The organism is Mycobacterium sp. PS03-16, from assembly GCF_004570325.1.
Lineage (GTDB): Bacteria > Actinomycetota > Actinomycetes > Mycobacteriales > Mycobacteriaceae > Mycobacterium.
On sequence record NZ_SPQO01000029.1, the window covers coordinates 12,852 to 28,816 of the forward strand.

Sequence of the window (15,965 nt, forward strand, 5' to 3'; positions counted from 1 at the left end):
GGAGATGTTGATGAAGGGCACGATCCGCCGTGCGGCGATCATCGCCGCCGCGGTGTCGGCGCCGCTGGCGTTCGCCACCGTGGTGACCCCCGCGGTCGGTCAAGCCGCCGAATGCGGCGTCGGCACCGAATATGACGCGCCGAGCAACAGTTGCGTCGGTGCACCTGTTCTGCCGCCACCGCCCCCGCCGCCGGCGCCCGTCGGATGGAACGGCGACCTCACGCCCGGCTTCGGTGTCGGTCCGTGCGTACCGATTCCGATTCCCTTCGTGCCGTCGATCTGCGGCGGTATCTGATCGGGGTGGAGTGGGGTCGTCCTCGGCCCGTTCGGCGATCTTGTGAGGAATATCTCGCTGTTCTAAGAGTTGCCGCAGAGTCAACTGTGCGGCGGTCCGTCGCTGATAGCCTTCCCGGACACACATCATGATCGGGATCTTGGATCCCGCCGACGAAGGGGAGGCCGGTGGCGGACCGACGACGCGCCGTAGTGCGCGCGACCAAGAAAACCGTGGCGGCGGGCGTGGGTGCGCTCGCACTGAGTGCGGTGTTCGCGGCCTGGGGGGCCGGCACGGCGAACGCTGATGTGATCGACATCGACGGCAAGCCGTCGTTCGAGGCGAATCCGGTGCCCGAGGGCGGCGTGCGCACCGCTCGGCCGGGTGTGCCGAACTCCGGGACCGCGGCCGACGTCCGCCGCTCGGCCAAGGGTGAGCCGCTGGCGCCGTCCGGCGGTGAGGTCAAGGACAGCCTGCGTGCGGTGCCCGGCATCACCGGGGGCAGCTCGAACCCGTTTCGCCGGGGACCGCACAGCAACAACCCCGGGATGTGGGAGTGGTGAGCTAGCTCCTCATACGCATATGTGGCCGGCGCCGATGCGCCGGCCACACGTGTTCTGGGAAGCCTCGCCGGGCTGCGTCTCTGAACCCGAACGAGACTCCACGGGTCCGCATGCCCGGGTACGGGCGCGTGAAACCCCTGTAGACGGTTGATGCGCAAGTGATACCAGCCGGCTCGGCGCAGCCCGCACCGGGCGGTCGTGGCACTGGCCGCGAACGTGCGGTGGCTGCGATTTCTCGACCGTTTTCTCGCAGTGAGCGCACGTTCGGTGGCCGGTCGGTCGGAGCCGGGCCTCAGCTACGCAAATACTGGTGCGCGATACTGGGATTGAACCAGTGACCTCTTCCGTGTCAGGGAAGCGCTCTCCCGCTGAGCTAATCGCGCCGGGGGTCCTGCAGTTGAGGTGGAGACGGGAATCGAACCCGTGTGCACGGCTTTGCAGGCCGTTGCCTCACCACTCGGCCACTCCACCGCTGGGGTTGATGCGACTACACACCTCGAGCGGATGACGGGATTCGAACCCGCGACCCTCACCTTGGCAAGGTGATGCGCTACCAACTGCGCTACATCCGCGCGCCACGGGCGAGATCGTCGTCCGTCGCGATGCGAAACACTAGTCGACTATCGCTCGGAGTTCCAAATCCCCACGCTGCGCGGCTGTCGCCGCCCCGAACCCACCAGTCTGGCGGCCCCGGGCGACGGCCGGATGAACCTCCGACGACGGGCCGGCGACCAGCCGATTCCAGCCCACGCACCCGAGCGTGCTAGTCTTCGACGTCGTTCGGCCCGCTCGCTTGAGGCCGAATCCCACCCGGTCTCGTAGCTCAGTGGGAGAGCGTCCGCCTCACACGCGGAAGGTCGCTGGTTCGAACCCAGCCGGGACCACCACCACAAGTCATCGCCGCGCTCGCGGGTCAGAACCAGCCGTCCCGCATCTCCACGGTCGTGCGGTCCAGGGACTCGAGCAGGTCCAGCTGCGGTGCCGTCTTCGGCAGTTCGTAGCGGAAGAAGAACCGGGCGGCCTGCCGTTTGCCGTCGTAGAAGTCACCCTCGCGGCCGTGTGCGGCGACCGCCTGCTGCAACCAGATCCACGCGACCACGATGTGCCCGAACGCCTCCAGATAGACCACGCTGTTGGCCAGCGCGGCCTCCAGGTCGCCCCCTCCGAACATCGCCGCGGTGACCGCGGTCAGCCGGTGCCACGCCGCCTCCAGGTGCGCCGCCTGCGCTGCGGTCTCGCCGCCCAGCGCGGCGGCCTCGGCCACGGTCGCGCCGATCGCCTCGCCCAGCGCCGCCAGCCCCGCACCGCCGCGCATCGGCACCTTGCGGCCCAGCAGATCGAGGCTCTGGATGCCGTGCGTGCCCTCGTGGATGGGATTGAGGCGGTTGTCCCGGTAATGCTGTTCGACGTCGTACTCGCGGGTGTAGCCGTACCCGCCGTGCACCTGAATGGCCAGGCTGTTGGCCTCCAGACACCACTGCGACGGCCAGCTCTTGCCGACCGGGGTCAGCATGTCGAGCAGCAGCGTGAGCCGGTCCCGCTCCTCGTCGGACTCCGCGCTGTGCTGCAGGTCGACCAGCTTCGCGCAGTACAGCAGCAGGGCCATCCCACCTTCGGCATAGGCCTTCTGCGCCAACAACATTCGCTTGACATCGGCGTGCTCGATGATCGGCACCTGCGGCGCCGACGGGTCCTTCGCCGTCGCCGGGCGGCCCTGCGGCCGCTCCCGGGCGTACTGCACCGACTTCAGGTAGCCGGTGTAGCCGAGCGCCACCGCACCCATCCCGACGCCCAGGCGCGCCTCGTTCATCATCGTGAACATGTAGGTGATGCCGCGGTGCGCTTCGCCCACCAGGTAGCCGACCGCGCCCTCCCGGCCGCCGGGCCGGTGGGTGCCGTCGCCGAAGCTGAGCACCGTGTTGGTGATGCCGCGCTGACCCATCTTGTGGTTCAGCCCGGCCAGCGTCACGTCGTTGCGTTCACCGATCGAGCCGTCGGGGCCGACGAGGTACTTCGGCACGATGAACAGCGAGATGCCCTTGGTGCCCGCGGGGCCGCCGGGAATCTTCGCCAGCACGAGGTTGACGATGTTGTCGGTCAACTCGTGCTCGGCGCCGGAGATCCACATCTTCGAGCCGAACAGCCGGTAGCTGCCGTCGTCCTGGGGTTCTGCCCGGGTCGTGATGTCGGCCAGCGACGAGCCGGCCTGGGTCTCCGAGAGCGCCATCGTGCCGGAGAAGCGCCCGGCCAGCATCGGTGAGAGGAATGTGTCGATCTGCTCCTCGGTGCCGAAGTGGGCCAGCAGGTTGGCATTGGCCATCGTCAGCATCAGGTATCCGGTGGTGGCGAGGTTGGCCGCCGAGAACCACGCGAACCCGGCCTGGGCGACGGTGGCGGGCAACTGCGCACCACCGAATCGGTGATCCATCGACATCGCGATCAGATCGGCCGCCGCGAACGCGTCCCAGGCCTCCTTCACCTCCGGGATGACGGTGACCTTCTGTCCGTCGAACGTCGGCTCGTTCGCGTCGCTCTTCTTGTTGTGCGGGGCGAAGTAACGCGTGGCGAGGTGCTCGCACAGGTCGAGCACCGCGTCGAAGGTCTCGCGGGAGTGCTCGGCGAAGCGCGCGTGCTTGGTCAGCTCGTCGACCCGCAGCCATTCGTAGAGCAGGAAGTCGAGGTCGCGGCGCGACATCAGCACCGATTTCATCCGTCACCGTCCTTCACACATCGCGTCACCACCGCCGTGCCGTGACCCTACGGCCTCAGGAGATGCCTAGAACCGAGTCGGCCTGCCCCCGGAGTCCACGTCGGTCCGCGGTGCCCGTCCGACCGCGGCAGGCGCCATGTCACTGCCCACCGCGATTGTTTCGTTGCTCCTCGAGCTTCTTGCGCTCTTCCTCGAGCCGCTTGCGTAGTTGCTCTTCGCGCTTCTTCTCCTGCTCCTCACGCTTCTTCAGTTCCTCTTCGCTCAGGACACCCGAGTCCGGCGTCGTGGCCGGGGCGGTGGTCGGTGCCTGCGGCGGCGAGGTGCTCGGCGGCGCCGTCGTCGGACTCGACGGGGTCGGGGTCGCGGGCTGGGTGCTGTCAAACGGCGGATCGGCCACCAGCAGAACGACCGCGAGCAGCAATGCCGCGACCATCGCGGCCACGGTGAGCACGCCCTTGCGGCGGCTCAGGGAAGCCGACGGTGGCGGTGCGGGAGGCAGAACCGTGGCCGGCGGCACCGGCGACGTCAGCACCGCGGTGGCCGGGCGCGCCGCAGGTCCGGCCGGCATGGCCGGGGAACCGTGCGCGAGGGCTTCGCGCATCTGTCGGGCGCTCGAGAAGCGTTGCGCCACATCCGCACCGATCGCTCGCTCGATGACCGCAGCGAGCCCCGGGTCGACATCGGGCCGGAGCGCGGCGAGTGGTGTCGGCCGGTGGTCCAGGATCGCGCGCGCCAAGGACGCGACGTCTTCCTGTGGAAACGGCCGACGCCCGGCGAGGGCTTCGTAGGCCACCACACCGAGCGAGTACAGATCGTCCGCGGCAGTGGCCGGTCGGCCGGTCAACCGTTCCGGGCTGACGTACGCCATCGTGCCGACGACCTCTCCGGCGGCGGTGAGATTCGGACCGGTGCTTTTCGCGATCCCGAAGTCGCTCACCTTCACGCGGCCGGCCGGGGTGAACAGGATGTTGCCGGGTTTGATGTCGCGGTGGACGATACCGGCGTCGTGGGCGGCCGACAGTGCGGACAGGACGTCGTCGAGGACCTGGCGCAGCAAGGGCTGCGCTACGGGGCCGCGGGCGATCGCATCGGCCAGGCTGGTGCCCGGGAGGCGCTCCATCACGATGAACGGAGTGCCGTGGTGCTCGCCGCTGTCATGCACCGACACGATGCTCGGGTGGTTGAGCGATGCGGCCGCGCGCGCTTCGGCGTCGAAGCGGATCCGCGTCGTGGGGTCGACCTGGAATCCGGGATGGAGCAGTTTCACGGCCACCGCGCGGTTCAGTCGGTGATCCCACCCGTCGCGCACCTCGGCCATGCCTCCGCGGCCGAGCACACCGCGCAGCTCATACCGGTCATCGAGCATTTCAGTGCCGGCCATCACCCCATCCTCCCGCGGATCACGCCCACGACCCACACACCCGAATGACCGCCCCCGCCGTGCGGCGGGGCGGTCATCGATGGTCGGCCCCTGACTACCGGAACTCACCCGGTGGCGGGAGGTGTCCGGGCGGGACCCACGGTGGTGTGGGGTACCGGAACTCACCCGGCGGCGGCCTGGGCGGACGCACTCAGACCGAGCGCAGCGGCGCCCAGGGCGCCGGTTGCCACGGCCGTGCCTGCGAGGAGTCTCGTTCTCATCGTCGTGTCCTCCTGGGTCGCCTGCGCTGGACTGTCTCAGCGTCGACGAACTGGTCAGGATGACCGACCGTCACGAATGACGGTCAACCCCTTCCACGACCCCCCGCACCTGTTCTACCCGATGACGCCCCGGGCCAATCGGACCGCATCGGGGACCGGCGCGAGGCTCACTCCGACGGTGCGTCACCGCCTGTGTCGCCACCGCTCGCCTCGGCGCCGGACGCGTCGCCGCCCGCGAGACTGTCCTCCGATTCGGCGCCCTCGTCGTCGCCGGCGGTCTCACTGTCGGTCCCGTCGACCGACTCGCTCGCGTCGGTTTCGTCCGTCGCGGTCTCCTCGGCACCGGACTCGTCGATGTCGTCGAGCACGGCGTCCTCGGTGCCATCGGTGGCACCCGCGTCGACGACGGCGGCGTCGCCGTTCGCATCCAGCTCGCCCTCGCCGGATATGCGCTGCGACAACAGCTCTGCGCCGCCCTCGATGCCCCCGTCGACCTCACCTCCGGCGTCGACGTCAACCCCGGCATCGACATCGACATCGGCCCCGGCGTCGGCGTCCTCGCCCGCGTCGACGTCCACGCCGGCATCGACGTCGACGTCCGCGTCCACCTCGACGCCGACATCGAGATCCAGATCGAGCCCCAGCCCGACCGCGAAGTGGTTGATCAGCGCGCGCACCGAGGCGGCGAAGTCGACGTCCGGCAGATCGGGCACGGGCAGGCCGATCGCGCCGAACAGTCCGCCCGCCAGACCGGCCACCAGTTCCACCCCACCGGCGGTCACGATGTCGATGAGCACCTCGTCCAGATTGGCCTTCCACGCCACCGCCTCGGCGAAGCCCTCGATCCCGGCGTCGATCACCCCGGTGACACCTGCGACGGCGTCGTCGAGCGCGTCCGACAGCGCCCCGCTGGGCACCAGGACATCGAGCGCGCCGAGGAACCCTCCGGCGAGCGCGGCGGTGAGATCGACACCGCCGGCAGCGATGCCTCGGGCGAAGTTCGCCACCAGTGCGACACCCAGGTCCACCGAATCGTCGAGGCTGAGCAGCGCCCCGGAGATGCCGTCGGTGAAGTGTTCGAACAGGTTGCCCAGCGCCACGGCGACGTCCGCGCCATCGATGTCGGGCAGGTCGGGAAGGGGAACGCCGATGAGCCCGAACAGCCCGCCGGTGACCCCGTTGGTCAGCGCCACCCCGGCGGTCGCCACCAGATCGGCCAGCACGTCGTCGAGCGTCGCCTTCCAGGCGATCGCCTGTCCTGCCCCGAGGATCGGGGTGTTGATCAACGTCGTCACCCCGGCCACGGTGTCGGCGAGCAGCGCGGCGAACGGCGCCGCGAAGCTGCCCTCCGGCACCAGCGTGTCCAGCGCGGCGAGGAACGCCCCCGCGATCGCGGTCGGGACGCCGGCGCCGACCGCCGCCGCGGTCAACGCGATGTCGGCGACCACCGCGGCGCCCACGTCCACCGCACCGTTCCAGGTGAGCAGGGCCCCGTCGATACCGACCGCGAAATGATCGATGACGGCGGCGAGCGCCGCGGCGACGTCGGCCCCGTCGACGTCGGGGAGCCCGACGGGCGGTACGTCCAGCGCGTCGAGCAGACCGCCGGCCAGCCCGTTGACCAGTGCGACGCCCCCGGTGGCGAACAGGTCGACGAGCACGTCGTCGAGCGTCGCCTTCCACGCCACGGCGGCGCCGGCGCCGAGGGTCCCGGTGGCCAGGAGATCGGCGATGCCCTCGATCGCGCCGCCGATCGACGCGGCCAGCTCCGCGCCGACTCCACCGTCGGGTGTGATGGCGCTCAGCAGGCTCAGCAGTGCCCCGGTGATCGCGGTCTGCACGTCGACCGCGGCGGCCGCGGCGTCCTGGGCGAGCTGCGCGACCAGCGCCGCGCCGAGGTCCACCGCGCCGTTGACGGCCCCGATGCCGGCGTCGATGCCGACGGCGATGTCGTTGATCAGCGTGGCGAAGGCCTCGGCCGCGACCTCGAGATCGAGCTCGATGTTCAGCGACGCCCCCAGGGAGGCCAGCAGGCCGGCGATGTCACCGCGCAGCAGCAGGTCGGCGTCGATGTCGATGGCGGCGAGTGCCGCGGCCGACGGCACACCGACCGCCAGCGCCCGTCCGACCGTGGGCACGGGCGGGGGAGAAGTGTCGACCAGGGCGGCCAGCAGCGTGGTTGGCATCGGGCGGCTGCTCAACGCGCGGGTGTCGTCCGCCCGGGTGTCGATCGGGGTGAGGAAACCGGCCACCAGTGCGCTCGCCCCTACGGCCACCAAGCCGGTCGTCACGGCGGGACGGACCCGGCCGCGGCGCCGGTGCCGCCGGGCGGCCCGGTTGAGCACCGGCTTTGCCAGGCGGCGGAGCGGGCGCGGGAAATGCGCCCCGGACGCAGCGTCGGGGGAGGAGGTGGGCATTGCCGATTCTGCAGCGCGATGACGTCCGCACGGGACGGTCGGGGCCTCGTCCGGTCGGCGGTGCCGACCCCCGTACACCGCCGGGGCCCACTCCCGCCGCGCAAACGAATCACCGGCGCTGGTTGCCGCGTCTAACGATGCCATGGTGCCCCCCTAGAAACCGAACATAGTCCCCCGACCACGACTGACGACGCCAACAGTAACTCACTCTGACGTCGATGCAGAGCCGATTGGTTGAAAAAGGAGCAAATTGTCAAAATGGCCACTCGCAAAATTCGCGAGTGGCCATTTCGGGAAACGGGAAGGCTCAGCGGCGGCGCCGCCAGATCAAATAACCGATAGCGGCCGCGAGCACCACCGCGACGGCGGCCGCGGGAACCGACTTCTGCGGATTGTCGGCCACCACGTGCTGAGCGGTGTGGGCCTTGTCGACCACGGTCTGCTGAGCGGCGTGCGCCTTGTCGGCGACGCGCTGTTTGGTCTCGTCGACCTTGTCCTTGGCCTGCTGTTTGACGTCGAGCTTGGCCGACAGCGCCTCGACGGTTTCGCCCAGCTCCTTGCGGGTCGCTTCGATGTCGGCCTCGATGTCCTCGACGCCGGCGTCCGGGCCCGGTTCGGGGCGGGAATCAGGTGCGGTCATGACGCTCGGTCCTTGATCTCTCGGATGTCGGCCTTCACGGTCTCCGCGGTCCTCGGCGCCGCCGGGGTGACCTCCTCGGCCTGCTTCTTACTGATCATCGCGGCGATGCCCGCGATGATGAACAACACCAGCGCGACGATCAGGGCCGCCGCCCACACCGGCAGCACCAGCGACAGCGCTGCGACCGCCGCGGCGATCACCGTCGCCAGCCCGAGCACGGCGAACAGTCCGGCCACGCTGAGCAGTCCGGCGCCGATGCCGGCGTGCTTCGCCGCTTCCTGGAACTCCTTCTGAGCCAACTTCAATTCGTCACGCACCAGTCGCGACGTCTGCGCGGACAGCTGGCTCATCAACTCGCCGATCGACGCGTCGGCTGTCTGTTTCGATTCGGGACTCATCACATACCAACCCTCGTGTCGTTGTCTGGACAGTTGGTGCCCCCGGGAAAGCGGCCTAAAACCCCGCGACGGCGACCAACCGCGGGCGCATACTGACCCGGTGCAGGCCGAAGCGGGGGAGAAGCCACCGATCCTCTTCCTCCACGGCGTCTTCGGCCGGCCGTCGCTCCTGGAACCGTGGACGCGGGTCTTTCAGGCGGCCGGATACCGCACCCATGCGCCGACGCTGCCGGGGCGCGATCCGTCCGATGACGCGGTCCTGGCCCGCACCGGCATCGACGACTGCTTCCAGGTGGCGCTCGAGGCCTACGACCGGCTCGGCGGCTCGCCGGTGGTCATCGGGCACAGCATGGGCGGTCTGCTCACCCAGCGGATCGCCGCGGCGCGCCGGCCCGCCGCCGCGGTGCTGCTCGCCTCGATCCCGCCGGGCGTGCTGTGGCCGCAACCCACCGCGCTGCCGCATCTGGCGCCGCTGCTGCCCGCCGTGCTCGGTGGCAAGCCGTTCAAGCCGTCGGACCGCACGATGCGGGAGGTGCCGCTGTCCACGCTGCCGGCCGCCGAACAGGATGCGCTGATCCCGCTGCTGGCACGTGACTCCGGCCGGGTGTTCCGCGAGATGTCGCTGGGCGCGCGGTCGACGAAGGTGACCGCCGCCGACATCACCTGCCCGGTGCTGTGCGTCAGCGCGGGAGCGGACCGCAATGTCGCGCAATGGATCTCACGCCGCATCGCCAAGCGCTACCGGGCCGAACACCAGGTCCATCCGGGGCTGCCGCACTGGATCATCGCCGAGTCCGCCGTCGACACCGTCGCGCCGCCGGTGCTGGACTGGCTGGACGCGACGTTGCGCGGGCGACGTTAGGCCGGGGCGCGGCCCTTCGCGATCAGCTCCTGGGCCACCTGTATCAGCGGCACGTTGGAATCCTGGGACAGCTTGCGCAGCAACGCGAACGCCTGCACGGCGTCGACGGCGTAGCGCTCCATGATCATGCCCTTGGCCTGACCGATGACGTCGCGGCTGGCCAGGGCCTGCTGGAACTGTTCGTCGCGTTTGGCCGAGTTCCAGGCCACCGACGAATGCGCGGCGAACACCAGGCCCAACTCGCGGGCTTCGGGCCCGAACGAGTTCGGCGTCTCGGAGTACACGTTCAGCGCGCCCATGGTGTCGCCGGCGATGAAGAGCTGGAACGCCATCACCGCGCGGATCGGCGTCTTCTCCAGTGCGTCGCGCCGGTAGTTCGGGAACCGGTCCTCGTGCTCGAGATCGGGCACGTGCACGGTGCGCTGTTCCCACGCCGCGGTCAGGCACGGACCTTCGCGGTGCAGCTGCTGGATCTCGTCGAGCAGGATCGGCCACTTGTGGGTGGCGGCCGGGGTGTCGATGTGCTTGGCGTTGCGCGTGACCGTCACACCCGCGTACTGCGCGCCGGGGATCTCGGCGGCGGCGTGCTCGACGAGTTCGGCGATGACCGTATCCGCATCGGCCTCGGTCCGCCCGTGCAACTCCTGCATCAATTCGGCGATCCGGCGGTGGATCCCATCGACGCCGGCGGCTTCGTTCACCAGCACCATCCTGCTCTTTTGCTCCGATAAGTTGCTTAAGGTTACGCGCAGATCGAGCCGGAGGAAGCATGGATAACCACCGTCGCGGTGTCCTGACCCGCAGCCTCACGGGCTCGGGATTTGCCGAGGCCTTCGTGCTGATCGCGATCGCCACCATCCTCATCACCCGGCTCTATCTCGAGCTGACCGGCTATCCGCAGGTGGGCGGCGGAAACCTGCACATCGCGCACGCGTTGTGGGGCGGCGCGCTCATGATGCTCGCGCTGCTGACCGGTTGGCTGCTGCTGGGGGCGGGGCCGCGGGTGTTCGCGGTGGTCATCGGCGGTGTCGGATTCGGCCTGTTCCTCGACGAGGTGGGCAAGTTCGTCACCAAGGACAACGACTACTTCTACGGCCCGGCCGCCGAGATCATGTACATCCTGGTGGTGCTGATCCTGGTGGGTGCCCGGGTGATGCGCGACTTCCGGCCGCCGACGGCGCGCGAGAGCCTCGCCTCTGCGGCCGCGATCGCCGCGGACGGCGTCGCCCGCGGGCTGGCCGACCACCGACGCGAGATCGGGCTGGCGCTGTTGACCCAGGCCGAGCAGGCCGGTGCCGAGCGGGCCGCCGCCGAGAACATCCGGGCGCTGCTGATCTCCGCGCCGCCGGCACCGGACCGCCTGTACCGCCTGCAGAAGCGGGCGCCGCGGCTGATCCCGGGGTTCTTCCGCAGCCCGCGCTGGGTGCCGGTGGTCGGCTGGCTGCTGGTCCTCGGTGCGGTCAGCGGGTTGTTCTTCGGCCTGCTGGGGATCGTGATCGGCGGCTACTTCTACACCGACGACGACGTCACTTTGGAACTCGACGGCGCCAACGCCGCCTCGCTCACACTGGCGGTCAGCGCCGCGGTGACGTCGGCGATCGCCGTCCCCGCGATGATCGCCCGGCGCCGCACCGACTCGGTGTGGCCGCTGCGCTGGCTGCGTAACGCCGCGCTGCTGTTCACGTTCCTCAACGCCTTCGTCGACTTCGCCACCGAGGGCTTCGCCGCGCTGATCAACATGTCCATCGGCGTGTTCACGCTCGCGGTGCTGACCTATCAGATCGACGTCGCCGTGCGAGCCTCGGTCACAGCGCCCGCAGATAGCGCGCGGTCACCACGCGCTGGATCACGGCGGTGACCGGTCCGGCCAGCCGGCTCCACCAGGTGCCGTGCCGGGAGAACGCCGTCACCTCCGCGTACACCCGGTCGGTGGCGGGGTCGTAGCGCACGGCGAACAGTTCCTCGCCGGTCTCCGCGTGCCCGGGCAGAGTGCCGTAGGCGTACCCGCGGCGGTTCGGTTCGTCCACGACGTAGACCACCCGGCACGGCGCCTTGACCGGGCCCAGCCCGACGATCACCTCGGAGCCGACGTGCGCGGTCTCGGTGGTCGCGGTGACGCGCACCCCGGCGCCGCGCAACATGCCCCACCGCATCACCGCGTCGGCGGCCTCGTCGAACCGGGCGCGGCCGGTGCCGATCACCGCCGTGCGGCGGACATGGTGGTATCCGGTGGGCAGCGGACCGGCGGTCGCACCCACCTCGTCGTAGGTCAACGGCAGCGCGGCGAGGTCGGCCAACTTCACCCGGCCACCCTCTCAGAGCTCGCGTACGGTCGTGCAGGTGAGTGCAGACAACGTCGCGGCCGCGTCCGGAACGGTCACGCTCGGCGGGCAACTGACCGTCAACCGCCTCGGCTTCGGGGCGATGCGGCTGACCGGCCAGGGGGTGTGGGGGCCGCCCGCCGACCGCGACGAGTGCCTGCGCGTCCTGCGCCGCGCCGTCGAGCTCGGGGTGAACTTCATCGACACCGCGAACTCCTACGGGCCCTACGTCTCCGAGGAGTTGATCCGCGAGGCGCTGCACCCGTACGCCGACGGTCTCGTCGTCGCGACCAAGGCGGGGCTACTGCGGACCGGGCCGAACGTGTGGCCCCGGCTCGGTTACCCGCCGTATCTGCGGCAGGAGTGCGAGATGAGCCTGCGCCGGCTCGGGGTCGAGCGCATCGACCTGTTCCAGCTGCACCGCATCGACGACAAGTTCCCCGCCGAGGACCAGATCGGCGAGCTCGCCGCGCTGCAGCAGGAAGGCAAGATCAGACACATCGGGCTCTCCGAGGTCACCGTCGAGCAGCTCGAGGCGGCGCAGAAGATCGTGCCGATCGTCTCGGTGCAGAACAAGTACAACGTCGGGGAGCGCGGCGCCGAGGCGCTGCTGGACAAGTGCACCACCGACGGCATCGCGTTCATCCCGTGGTCCCCGCTGGCCGCCGGACCGCTGGCCGCGCCCGACGGCCCGCTGCAGCGCATCGCCGCCGACCACGGTGCGACGCCGTCGCAGCTCGCGCTGGCCTGGCTGCTCGCGCGATCACCGATGATGCTGCCGATCCCGGGCACCAGCAGCGTCGGTCATCTGGAAGAGAACGTCGCCGCCGCACAGATCACGCTGACCGACGACGAATTCGAGACACTCAGCCGTGCCGGTGCCGCTGGTTGACCGGCCGCCCCATACGGTGAGCGGTGTGGCGAGTGAACCCGGGCACACCGGCGGCGGCTTCAACCCGCCGGTGCCGACCGCGCGCGGCGGCCCCGACTACGGCCGCTTCGTCGAGGCGGTCCGTGACCTACAGGACCTGGCGCGGTCGGCCGATGCGCCCGACGACGTCATCACCGAGGCCGCCGGACTGCTCGAGAAGGTCAGCGACCTGCTGGACCCGTACCGGGCCGACGAATGGCATTCCCCGTCGGGGCGGCGCATGGACCTGCCCAACCGCGGCAACATCCTGCAGGTGCCGATGGTGCTTTCCCGGACCGAGGACGGGCGGATCGCCGGTGACGCCACGTTCCGGCGGTTCCACCTCGGCCGCAACGGCGCCGCGCACGGTGGCGCGGTGGCGCTGCTGTTCGACTCGGTCCTCGGCTACACCGCCTACAAGCTGACCGAGAGCCGGTATCAGCGCACCGCCTTCCTGCACGTCAACTACCGCAACATCGCGCCGGTCGAGAAGCCGCTGCGCGTGGAGGCCGGCATCGACCGTATCGAGGGCCGCAAGATCTTCGTCGAGGGCCGGCTCCTGGACGGGGACACGGTGCTCGCCGAGGCCGAGGCGCTGTTCGTGCGACTGAAACCGGGCCAGCCATGACGCACCCCGAGCGCAGTGAACCCGAGACCCACGACGAGGACAACCCGTCGCGCTGGGCACTGATCAAACGACGGTGGGCCCGGTGGCGGGACCGCTTGCGGGAGCGTCCGCGGGTGGAGTTCTTCTACCGCATCGCCGTCGGCGTCATCGGCACCGTGGTGTTCGGCGTGGGCATCCTGGCCATCCCGTATCCGGGCCCGGGCTGGGCGATCGTGTTCATCGGGCTCGGCATCCTGGCCACCGAGTTCGATTGGGCGCGCCGGTTGTTGGCCTATGCGCGCGAGCGCTACGACAAGGTCATGGACTGGTATCACCGCCAACATCCGGCGATCCAGATCCTCGGCGGTGTGCTCACCGCGCTGATCGTGTTCGCGACGCTGTGGCTGCTGGGCGCCGCCGATTGGGCGGCCGAACTGGTCGGGATCGAGACCGCGTTCGACAGTCCGCTGGGCTTCGGCTCTTCGTGAGCCGATCGGGGTCGGAACACCGGGAGCTGCACCGATAGCATGGTCGCGTTCGACCGTCCCCGACCCACCAGGGAGAGCCCACCGATGACCGCCGTCGCCAGCACCGCCCCAGCAGCCCCGATCCGGGTCGCTGCCGGGACCACCGCGGGAGCGGCGGTCCGCGATGCGGGCCTGCCGGGCCGCGGCGAAGCGAATGCGATCGTCGTCGTGCGCGACGCCGAGGGGCGGTTGCGGGACCTGTCGTGGGCGCCCGCCGCCGACGTCGAGGTGACGCCCGTGGCCGCGGACACCGAGGACGGCCGCAGCGTCATCCGCCACTCGGCCGCGCACGTGCTGGCCCAGGCGGTGCAGCAGATGTTCCCGGAGGCGAAACTCGGCATCGGGCCGCCGATCACCGACGGGTTCTACTACGACTTCGACGTCGCCGAACCGTTCACCCCCGAGGACCTGCAAGCGCTCGAGAAGCGCATGCAGAAGATCATCAAGGACGGGCAGCTGTTCTCCCGCCGGGTGTACGCGTCGAAGGACGAGGCACGCGAAGAGCTGGCAGGAGAGCCGTTCAAGCTGGAACTCGTCGACGACAAGTCGGGCGATCCCGACGTCATGGAGGTCGGCGGCGACGAGCTCACCGCCTACGACAACCTGAATCCGCGCAGCCGCGAACGGATCTGGGGAGACCTCTGCCGGGGCCCGCACATCCCCACCACCAAGTACATCCCCGCGTTCAAGCTGACCCGCAGCTCGGCGGCGTACTGGCGCGGCGACCAACGCAACGCCAGCCTGCAGCGCATCTACGGCACCGCCTGGGAGTCCCAGGAGGCCCTCGACCGTCACCTCGAGCTGATCGAGGAGGCGCAGAAACGCGACCACCGCAAGCTCGGCGCCGAACTCGACCTGTTCAGCTTCCCCGACGAGATCGGTTCGGGGCTGGTGGTGTTCCACCCGAAGGGCGGCATCGTCCGCAACGAGCTGGAGGAGTACTCCCGGCGCAAGCACATCGAGGCCGACTACGAGTTCGTCAACACCCCGCACCTGACCAAGGCGCAGCTGTTCCACACCTCCGGCCACCTCGACTGGTACGCCGACGGCATGTTCCCCCCGATGCAGATCGACGCGGAACTCAACCCCGACGGCACCGTGCGCAAACCCGGTCAGGACTACTACCTGAAGCCGATGAACTGCCCCATGCACTGCCTGATCTTCCGGGCCAGGGGACGGTCCTACCGCGAATTGCCGTTGCGGCTCTTCGAATTCGGCACCGTATACCGGTACGAGAAGTCCGGCGTGGTGCACGGCCTGACCCGCGCCCGCGGGTTCACCCAGGACGATGCGCACATCTACGTCACCCGCGAGCAGATGCGCGACGAGCTGGCCTCGCTGCTGCAGTTCGTGCTCGATCTGCTGAAGGACTACGGCCTCGACGACTTCTTCCTGGAGCTGTCCACCAAGGACCCCGAGAAGTTCGTCGGCTCCGACGACATGTGGGAGGAGAGCACCCGGGTGCTGGCCGAGGTGGCCGAGGCCTCGGGTCTGGAGCTGGTCCCCGATCCGGGCGGCGCGGCGTTCTACGGTCCGAAGATCTCGGTGCAGGCCCGTGACGCGCTGGGCCGCAGCTGGCAGATGTCGACGATCCAGCTGGACTTCAACTTCCCCGAGCGTTTCGAGCTGGAGTACACGGCGGCCGACGGCAGCCGGCAGCGCCCGGTGATGATTCACCGCGCCCTGTTCGGGTCGATCGAGCGGTTCTTCGCGGTGCTGCTCGAGCACTACGCCGGCGCGTTCCCGGCCTGGCTGGCGCCGCTGCAGGTGGTCGGCATCCCGGTGGCCGACGCGCACGTGCCGTACCTGGCCGGCGTCGCGGCGGAGTTGAAGGCGCGCGGGGTCCGCGTCGAGGTGGACTCCAGCGACGACCGGATGGCCAAGAAGATCGTCAACCAGACGAATCAGAAGGTGCCGTTCATGTTGCTCGCCGGCGACAAGGACATCGAGGCGGACGCGGTGTCGTTCCGGTTCGGCGACCGCACGCAGATCAACGGGGTGCCCCGGGAGGCGGCGGTCGAGGCGATCGTGCGCTGGATTTCCGAGCGCCGCAACGAGACTCCGACCGCCGAGCTGATCACGGTGGGCGTGTGAG

Annotated in this window: 15 protein-coding genes and 4 tRNA genes; 9 read left to right on the top strand and 10 right to left on the bottom strand. The window is 69.7% G+C overall.

The features are described 5' to 3' along the window. The first annotated feature begins 10 nt into the window (after positions 1-10). Entirely contained in the window at positions 11-295 is a 285-nt protein-coding gene (locus E4P42_RS20675; RefSeq protein WP_135127949.1) for a hypothetical protein, read from the top strand. Between the two features lie 212 nt (positions 296-507). Next, positions 508-837, top strand: a complete 330-nt coding sequence (locus E4P42_RS20680) for a hypothetical protein (protein WP_245234146.1) — start codon at positions 508-510, stop codon at positions 835-837. Between the two features lie 308 nt (positions 838-1,145). Here the strand turns inward: E4P42_RS20680 and E4P42_RS20685 are convergent. From E4P42_RS20685 to E4P42_RS20695, 3 genes are all read right to left on the bottom strand, one after another. Next, positions 1,146-1,220 (bottom strand) — tRNA-Val (locus E4P42_RS20685). Positions 1,221-1,237: 17 nt separating this feature from the next. After that, a tRNA-Cys gene (locus E4P42_RS20690) sits at positions 1,238-1,308 on the bottom strand. Between the two features lie 28 nt (positions 1,309-1,336). Continuing rightward, positions 1,337-1,409, bottom strand: a tRNA-Gly gene (locus E4P42_RS20695). 240 nt (positions 1,410-1,649) lie between these two features. Here E4P42_RS20695 and E4P42_RS20700 point away from each other — a divergent pair. Continuing rightward, positions 1,650-1,724: transfer RNA gene (locus E4P42_RS20700), tRNA-Val, on the top strand. 26 nt (positions 1,725-1,750) lie between these two features. Here E4P42_RS20700 and E4P42_RS20705 read toward each other — a convergent pair. The 5 genes from E4P42_RS20705 to E4P42_RS20725 all read right to left on the bottom strand — a co-directional run bounded on the left by E4P42_RS20705 (position 1,751) and on the right by E4P42_RS20725 (position 8,643). Then, positions 1,751-3,547, bottom strand: a complete 1,797-nt coding sequence (locus E4P42_RS20705; protein ID WP_135127951.1) for an acyl-CoA dehydrogenase — start codon at positions 3,545-3,547, stop codon at positions 1,751-1,753. 139 nt (positions 3,548-3,686) lie between these two features. After that, positions 3,687-4,928: a serine/threonine-protein kinase gene (locus E4P42_RS20710; RefSeq protein ID WP_135127952.1), complete on the bottom strand. Its 1,242-nt coding sequence runs from the start codon at positions 4,926-4,928 to the stop codon at positions 3,687-3,689. A gap of 427 nt (positions 4,929-5,355) precedes the next feature. Next, on the bottom strand, positions 5,356-7,479 hold the full coding sequence (locus E4P42_RS20715; protein WP_209305834.1) for a hypothetical protein: 2,124 nt from the start codon (positions 7,477-7,479) through the stop codon (positions 5,356-5,358). 433 nt (positions 7,480-7,912) lie between these two features. After that, positions 7,913-8,245 carry a DUF3618 domain-containing protein gene (locus E4P42_RS20720; RefSeq protein WP_135127954.1) on the bottom strand — a complete coding sequence of 111 codons (333 nt, stop codon included), beginning with the start codon at positions 8,243-8,245 and terminating at the stop codon, positions 7,913-7,915. Next, positions 8,242-8,643: a phage holin family protein gene (locus E4P42_RS20725; RefSeq protein ID WP_209305835.1), complete on the bottom strand. Its 402-nt coding sequence runs from the start codon at positions 8,641-8,643 to the stop codon at positions 8,242-8,244. Before E4P42_RS20725 ends, E4P42_RS20720 begins: the two co-directional genes overlap by 4 nt. A gap of 100 nt (positions 8,644-8,743) precedes the next feature. Here E4P42_RS20725 and E4P42_RS20730 point away from each other — a divergent pair, with 100 nt between their 5' ends. Beyond that, positions 8,744-9,505, top strand: a complete 762-nt coding sequence (locus E4P42_RS20730; protein WP_167759564.1) for an alpha/beta hydrolase — start codon at positions 8,744-8,746, stop codon at positions 9,503-9,505. Here E4P42_RS20730 and E4P42_RS20735 read toward each other — a convergent pair. After that, entirely contained in the window at positions 9,502-10,215 is a 714-nt protein-coding gene (locus E4P42_RS20735) for a GAF and ANTAR domain-containing protein (RefSeq protein WP_135127957.1), read from the bottom strand. The genes E4P42_RS20730 and E4P42_RS20735 overlap by 4 nt on opposite strands. Positions 10,216-10,274: 59 nt before the next feature. Here E4P42_RS20735 and E4P42_RS20740 point away from each other — a divergent pair, with 59 nt between their 5' ends. After that, complete coding sequence (locus E4P42_RS20740) at positions 10,275-11,363, top strand: hypothetical protein (RefSeq protein ID WP_135127958.1); 1,089 nt, start codon at positions 10,275-10,277, stop codon at positions 11,361-11,363. Here the strand turns inward: E4P42_RS20740 and E4P42_RS20745 are convergent. Beyond that, on the bottom strand, positions 11,311-11,808 hold the full coding sequence (locus E4P42_RS20745; RefSeq protein WP_135127959.1) for a DUF1990 domain-containing protein: 498 nt from the start codon (positions 11,806-11,808) through the stop codon (positions 11,311-11,313). The two genes, E4P42_RS20740 and E4P42_RS20745, sit on opposite strands and share 53 nt — an antisense overlap. Positions 11,809-11,845: 37 nt before the next feature. On the opposite strand from E4P42_RS20745, the gene E4P42_RS20750 reads away from it, so the two are divergent. The 4 genes from E4P42_RS20750 (at position 11,846) to thrS (ending at position 15,964) form a co-directional block, all read left to right on the top strand. Next, positions 11,846-12,718 carry an aldo/keto reductase gene (locus E4P42_RS20750; RefSeq protein WP_135127960.1) on the top strand — a complete coding sequence of 291 codons (873 nt, stop codon included), beginning with the start codon at positions 11,846-11,848 and terminating at the stop codon, positions 12,716-12,718. Positions 12,719-12,743: 25 nt separating this feature from the next. Then, a complete protein-coding gene (locus E4P42_RS20755) occupies positions 12,744-13,364 on the top strand; it encodes a PaaI family thioesterase (RefSeq protein ID WP_135127961.1) in 621 nt (206 codons plus the stop codon). Further along, positions 13,361-13,831, top strand: coding sequence for a TIGR02611 family protein (locus tag E4P42_RS20760; RefSeq protein ID WP_135127962.1), 471 nt, complete (start codon positions 13,361-13,363; stop codon positions 13,829-13,831). The genes E4P42_RS20755 and E4P42_RS20760 overlap by 4 nt, the downstream gene beginning before the upstream one ends. An 84-nt stretch (positions 13,832-13,915) precedes the next feature. Continuing rightward, entirely contained in the window at positions 13,916-15,964 is a 2,049-nt protein-coding gene (thrS, locus tag E4P42_RS20765) for a threonine--tRNA ligase (RefSeq protein ID WP_135127963.1), read from the top strand. Position 15,965: the final 1 nt, after the last annotated feature.

What these genes read in the sequence shown, in the direction of transcription:
- E4P42_RS20675 (WP_135127949.1), top strand. Translation starts at nt 11, where the DNA reads ATGAAGGGCACGATCCGCCGTGCGGCGATCATCGCCGCCGCGGTGTCG.
- E4P42_RS20705 (WP_135127951.1), bottom strand. Translation starts at nt 3,547, where the DNA reads ATGAAATCGGTGCTGATGTCGCGCCGCGACCTCGACTTCCTGCTCTAC.
- E4P42_RS20710 (WP_135127952.1), bottom strand. Translation starts at nt 4,928, where the DNA reads ATGGCCGGCACTGAAATGCTCGATGACCGGTATGAGCTGCGCGGTGTG.
- E4P42_RS20720 (WP_135127954.1), bottom strand. Translation starts at nt 8,245, where the DNA reads ATGACCGCACCTGATTCCCGCCCCGAACCGGGCCCGGACGCCGGCGTC.
- E4P42_RS20725 (WP_209305835.1), bottom strand. Translation starts at nt 8,643, where the DNA reads ATGAGTCCCGAATCGAAACAGACAGCCGACGCGTCGATCGGCGAGTTG.
- E4P42_RS20735 (WP_135127957.1), bottom strand. Translation starts at nt 10,215, where the DNA reads ATGGTGCTGGTGAACGAAGCCGCCGGCGTCGATGGGATCCACCGCCGG.
- E4P42_RS20740 (WP_135127958.1), top strand. Translation starts at nt 10,275, where the DNA reads ATGGATAACCACCGTCGCGGTGTCCTGACCCGCAGCCTCACGGGCTCG.
- E4P42_RS20760 (WP_135127962.1), top strand. Translation starts at nt 13,361, where the DNA reads ATGACGCACCCCGAGCGCAGTGAACCCGAGACCCACGACGAGGACAAC.
- thrS (WP_135127963.1), top strand. Translation starts at nt 13,916, where the DNA reads ATGACCGCCGTCGCCAGCACCGCCCCAGCAGCCCCGATCCGGGTCGCT.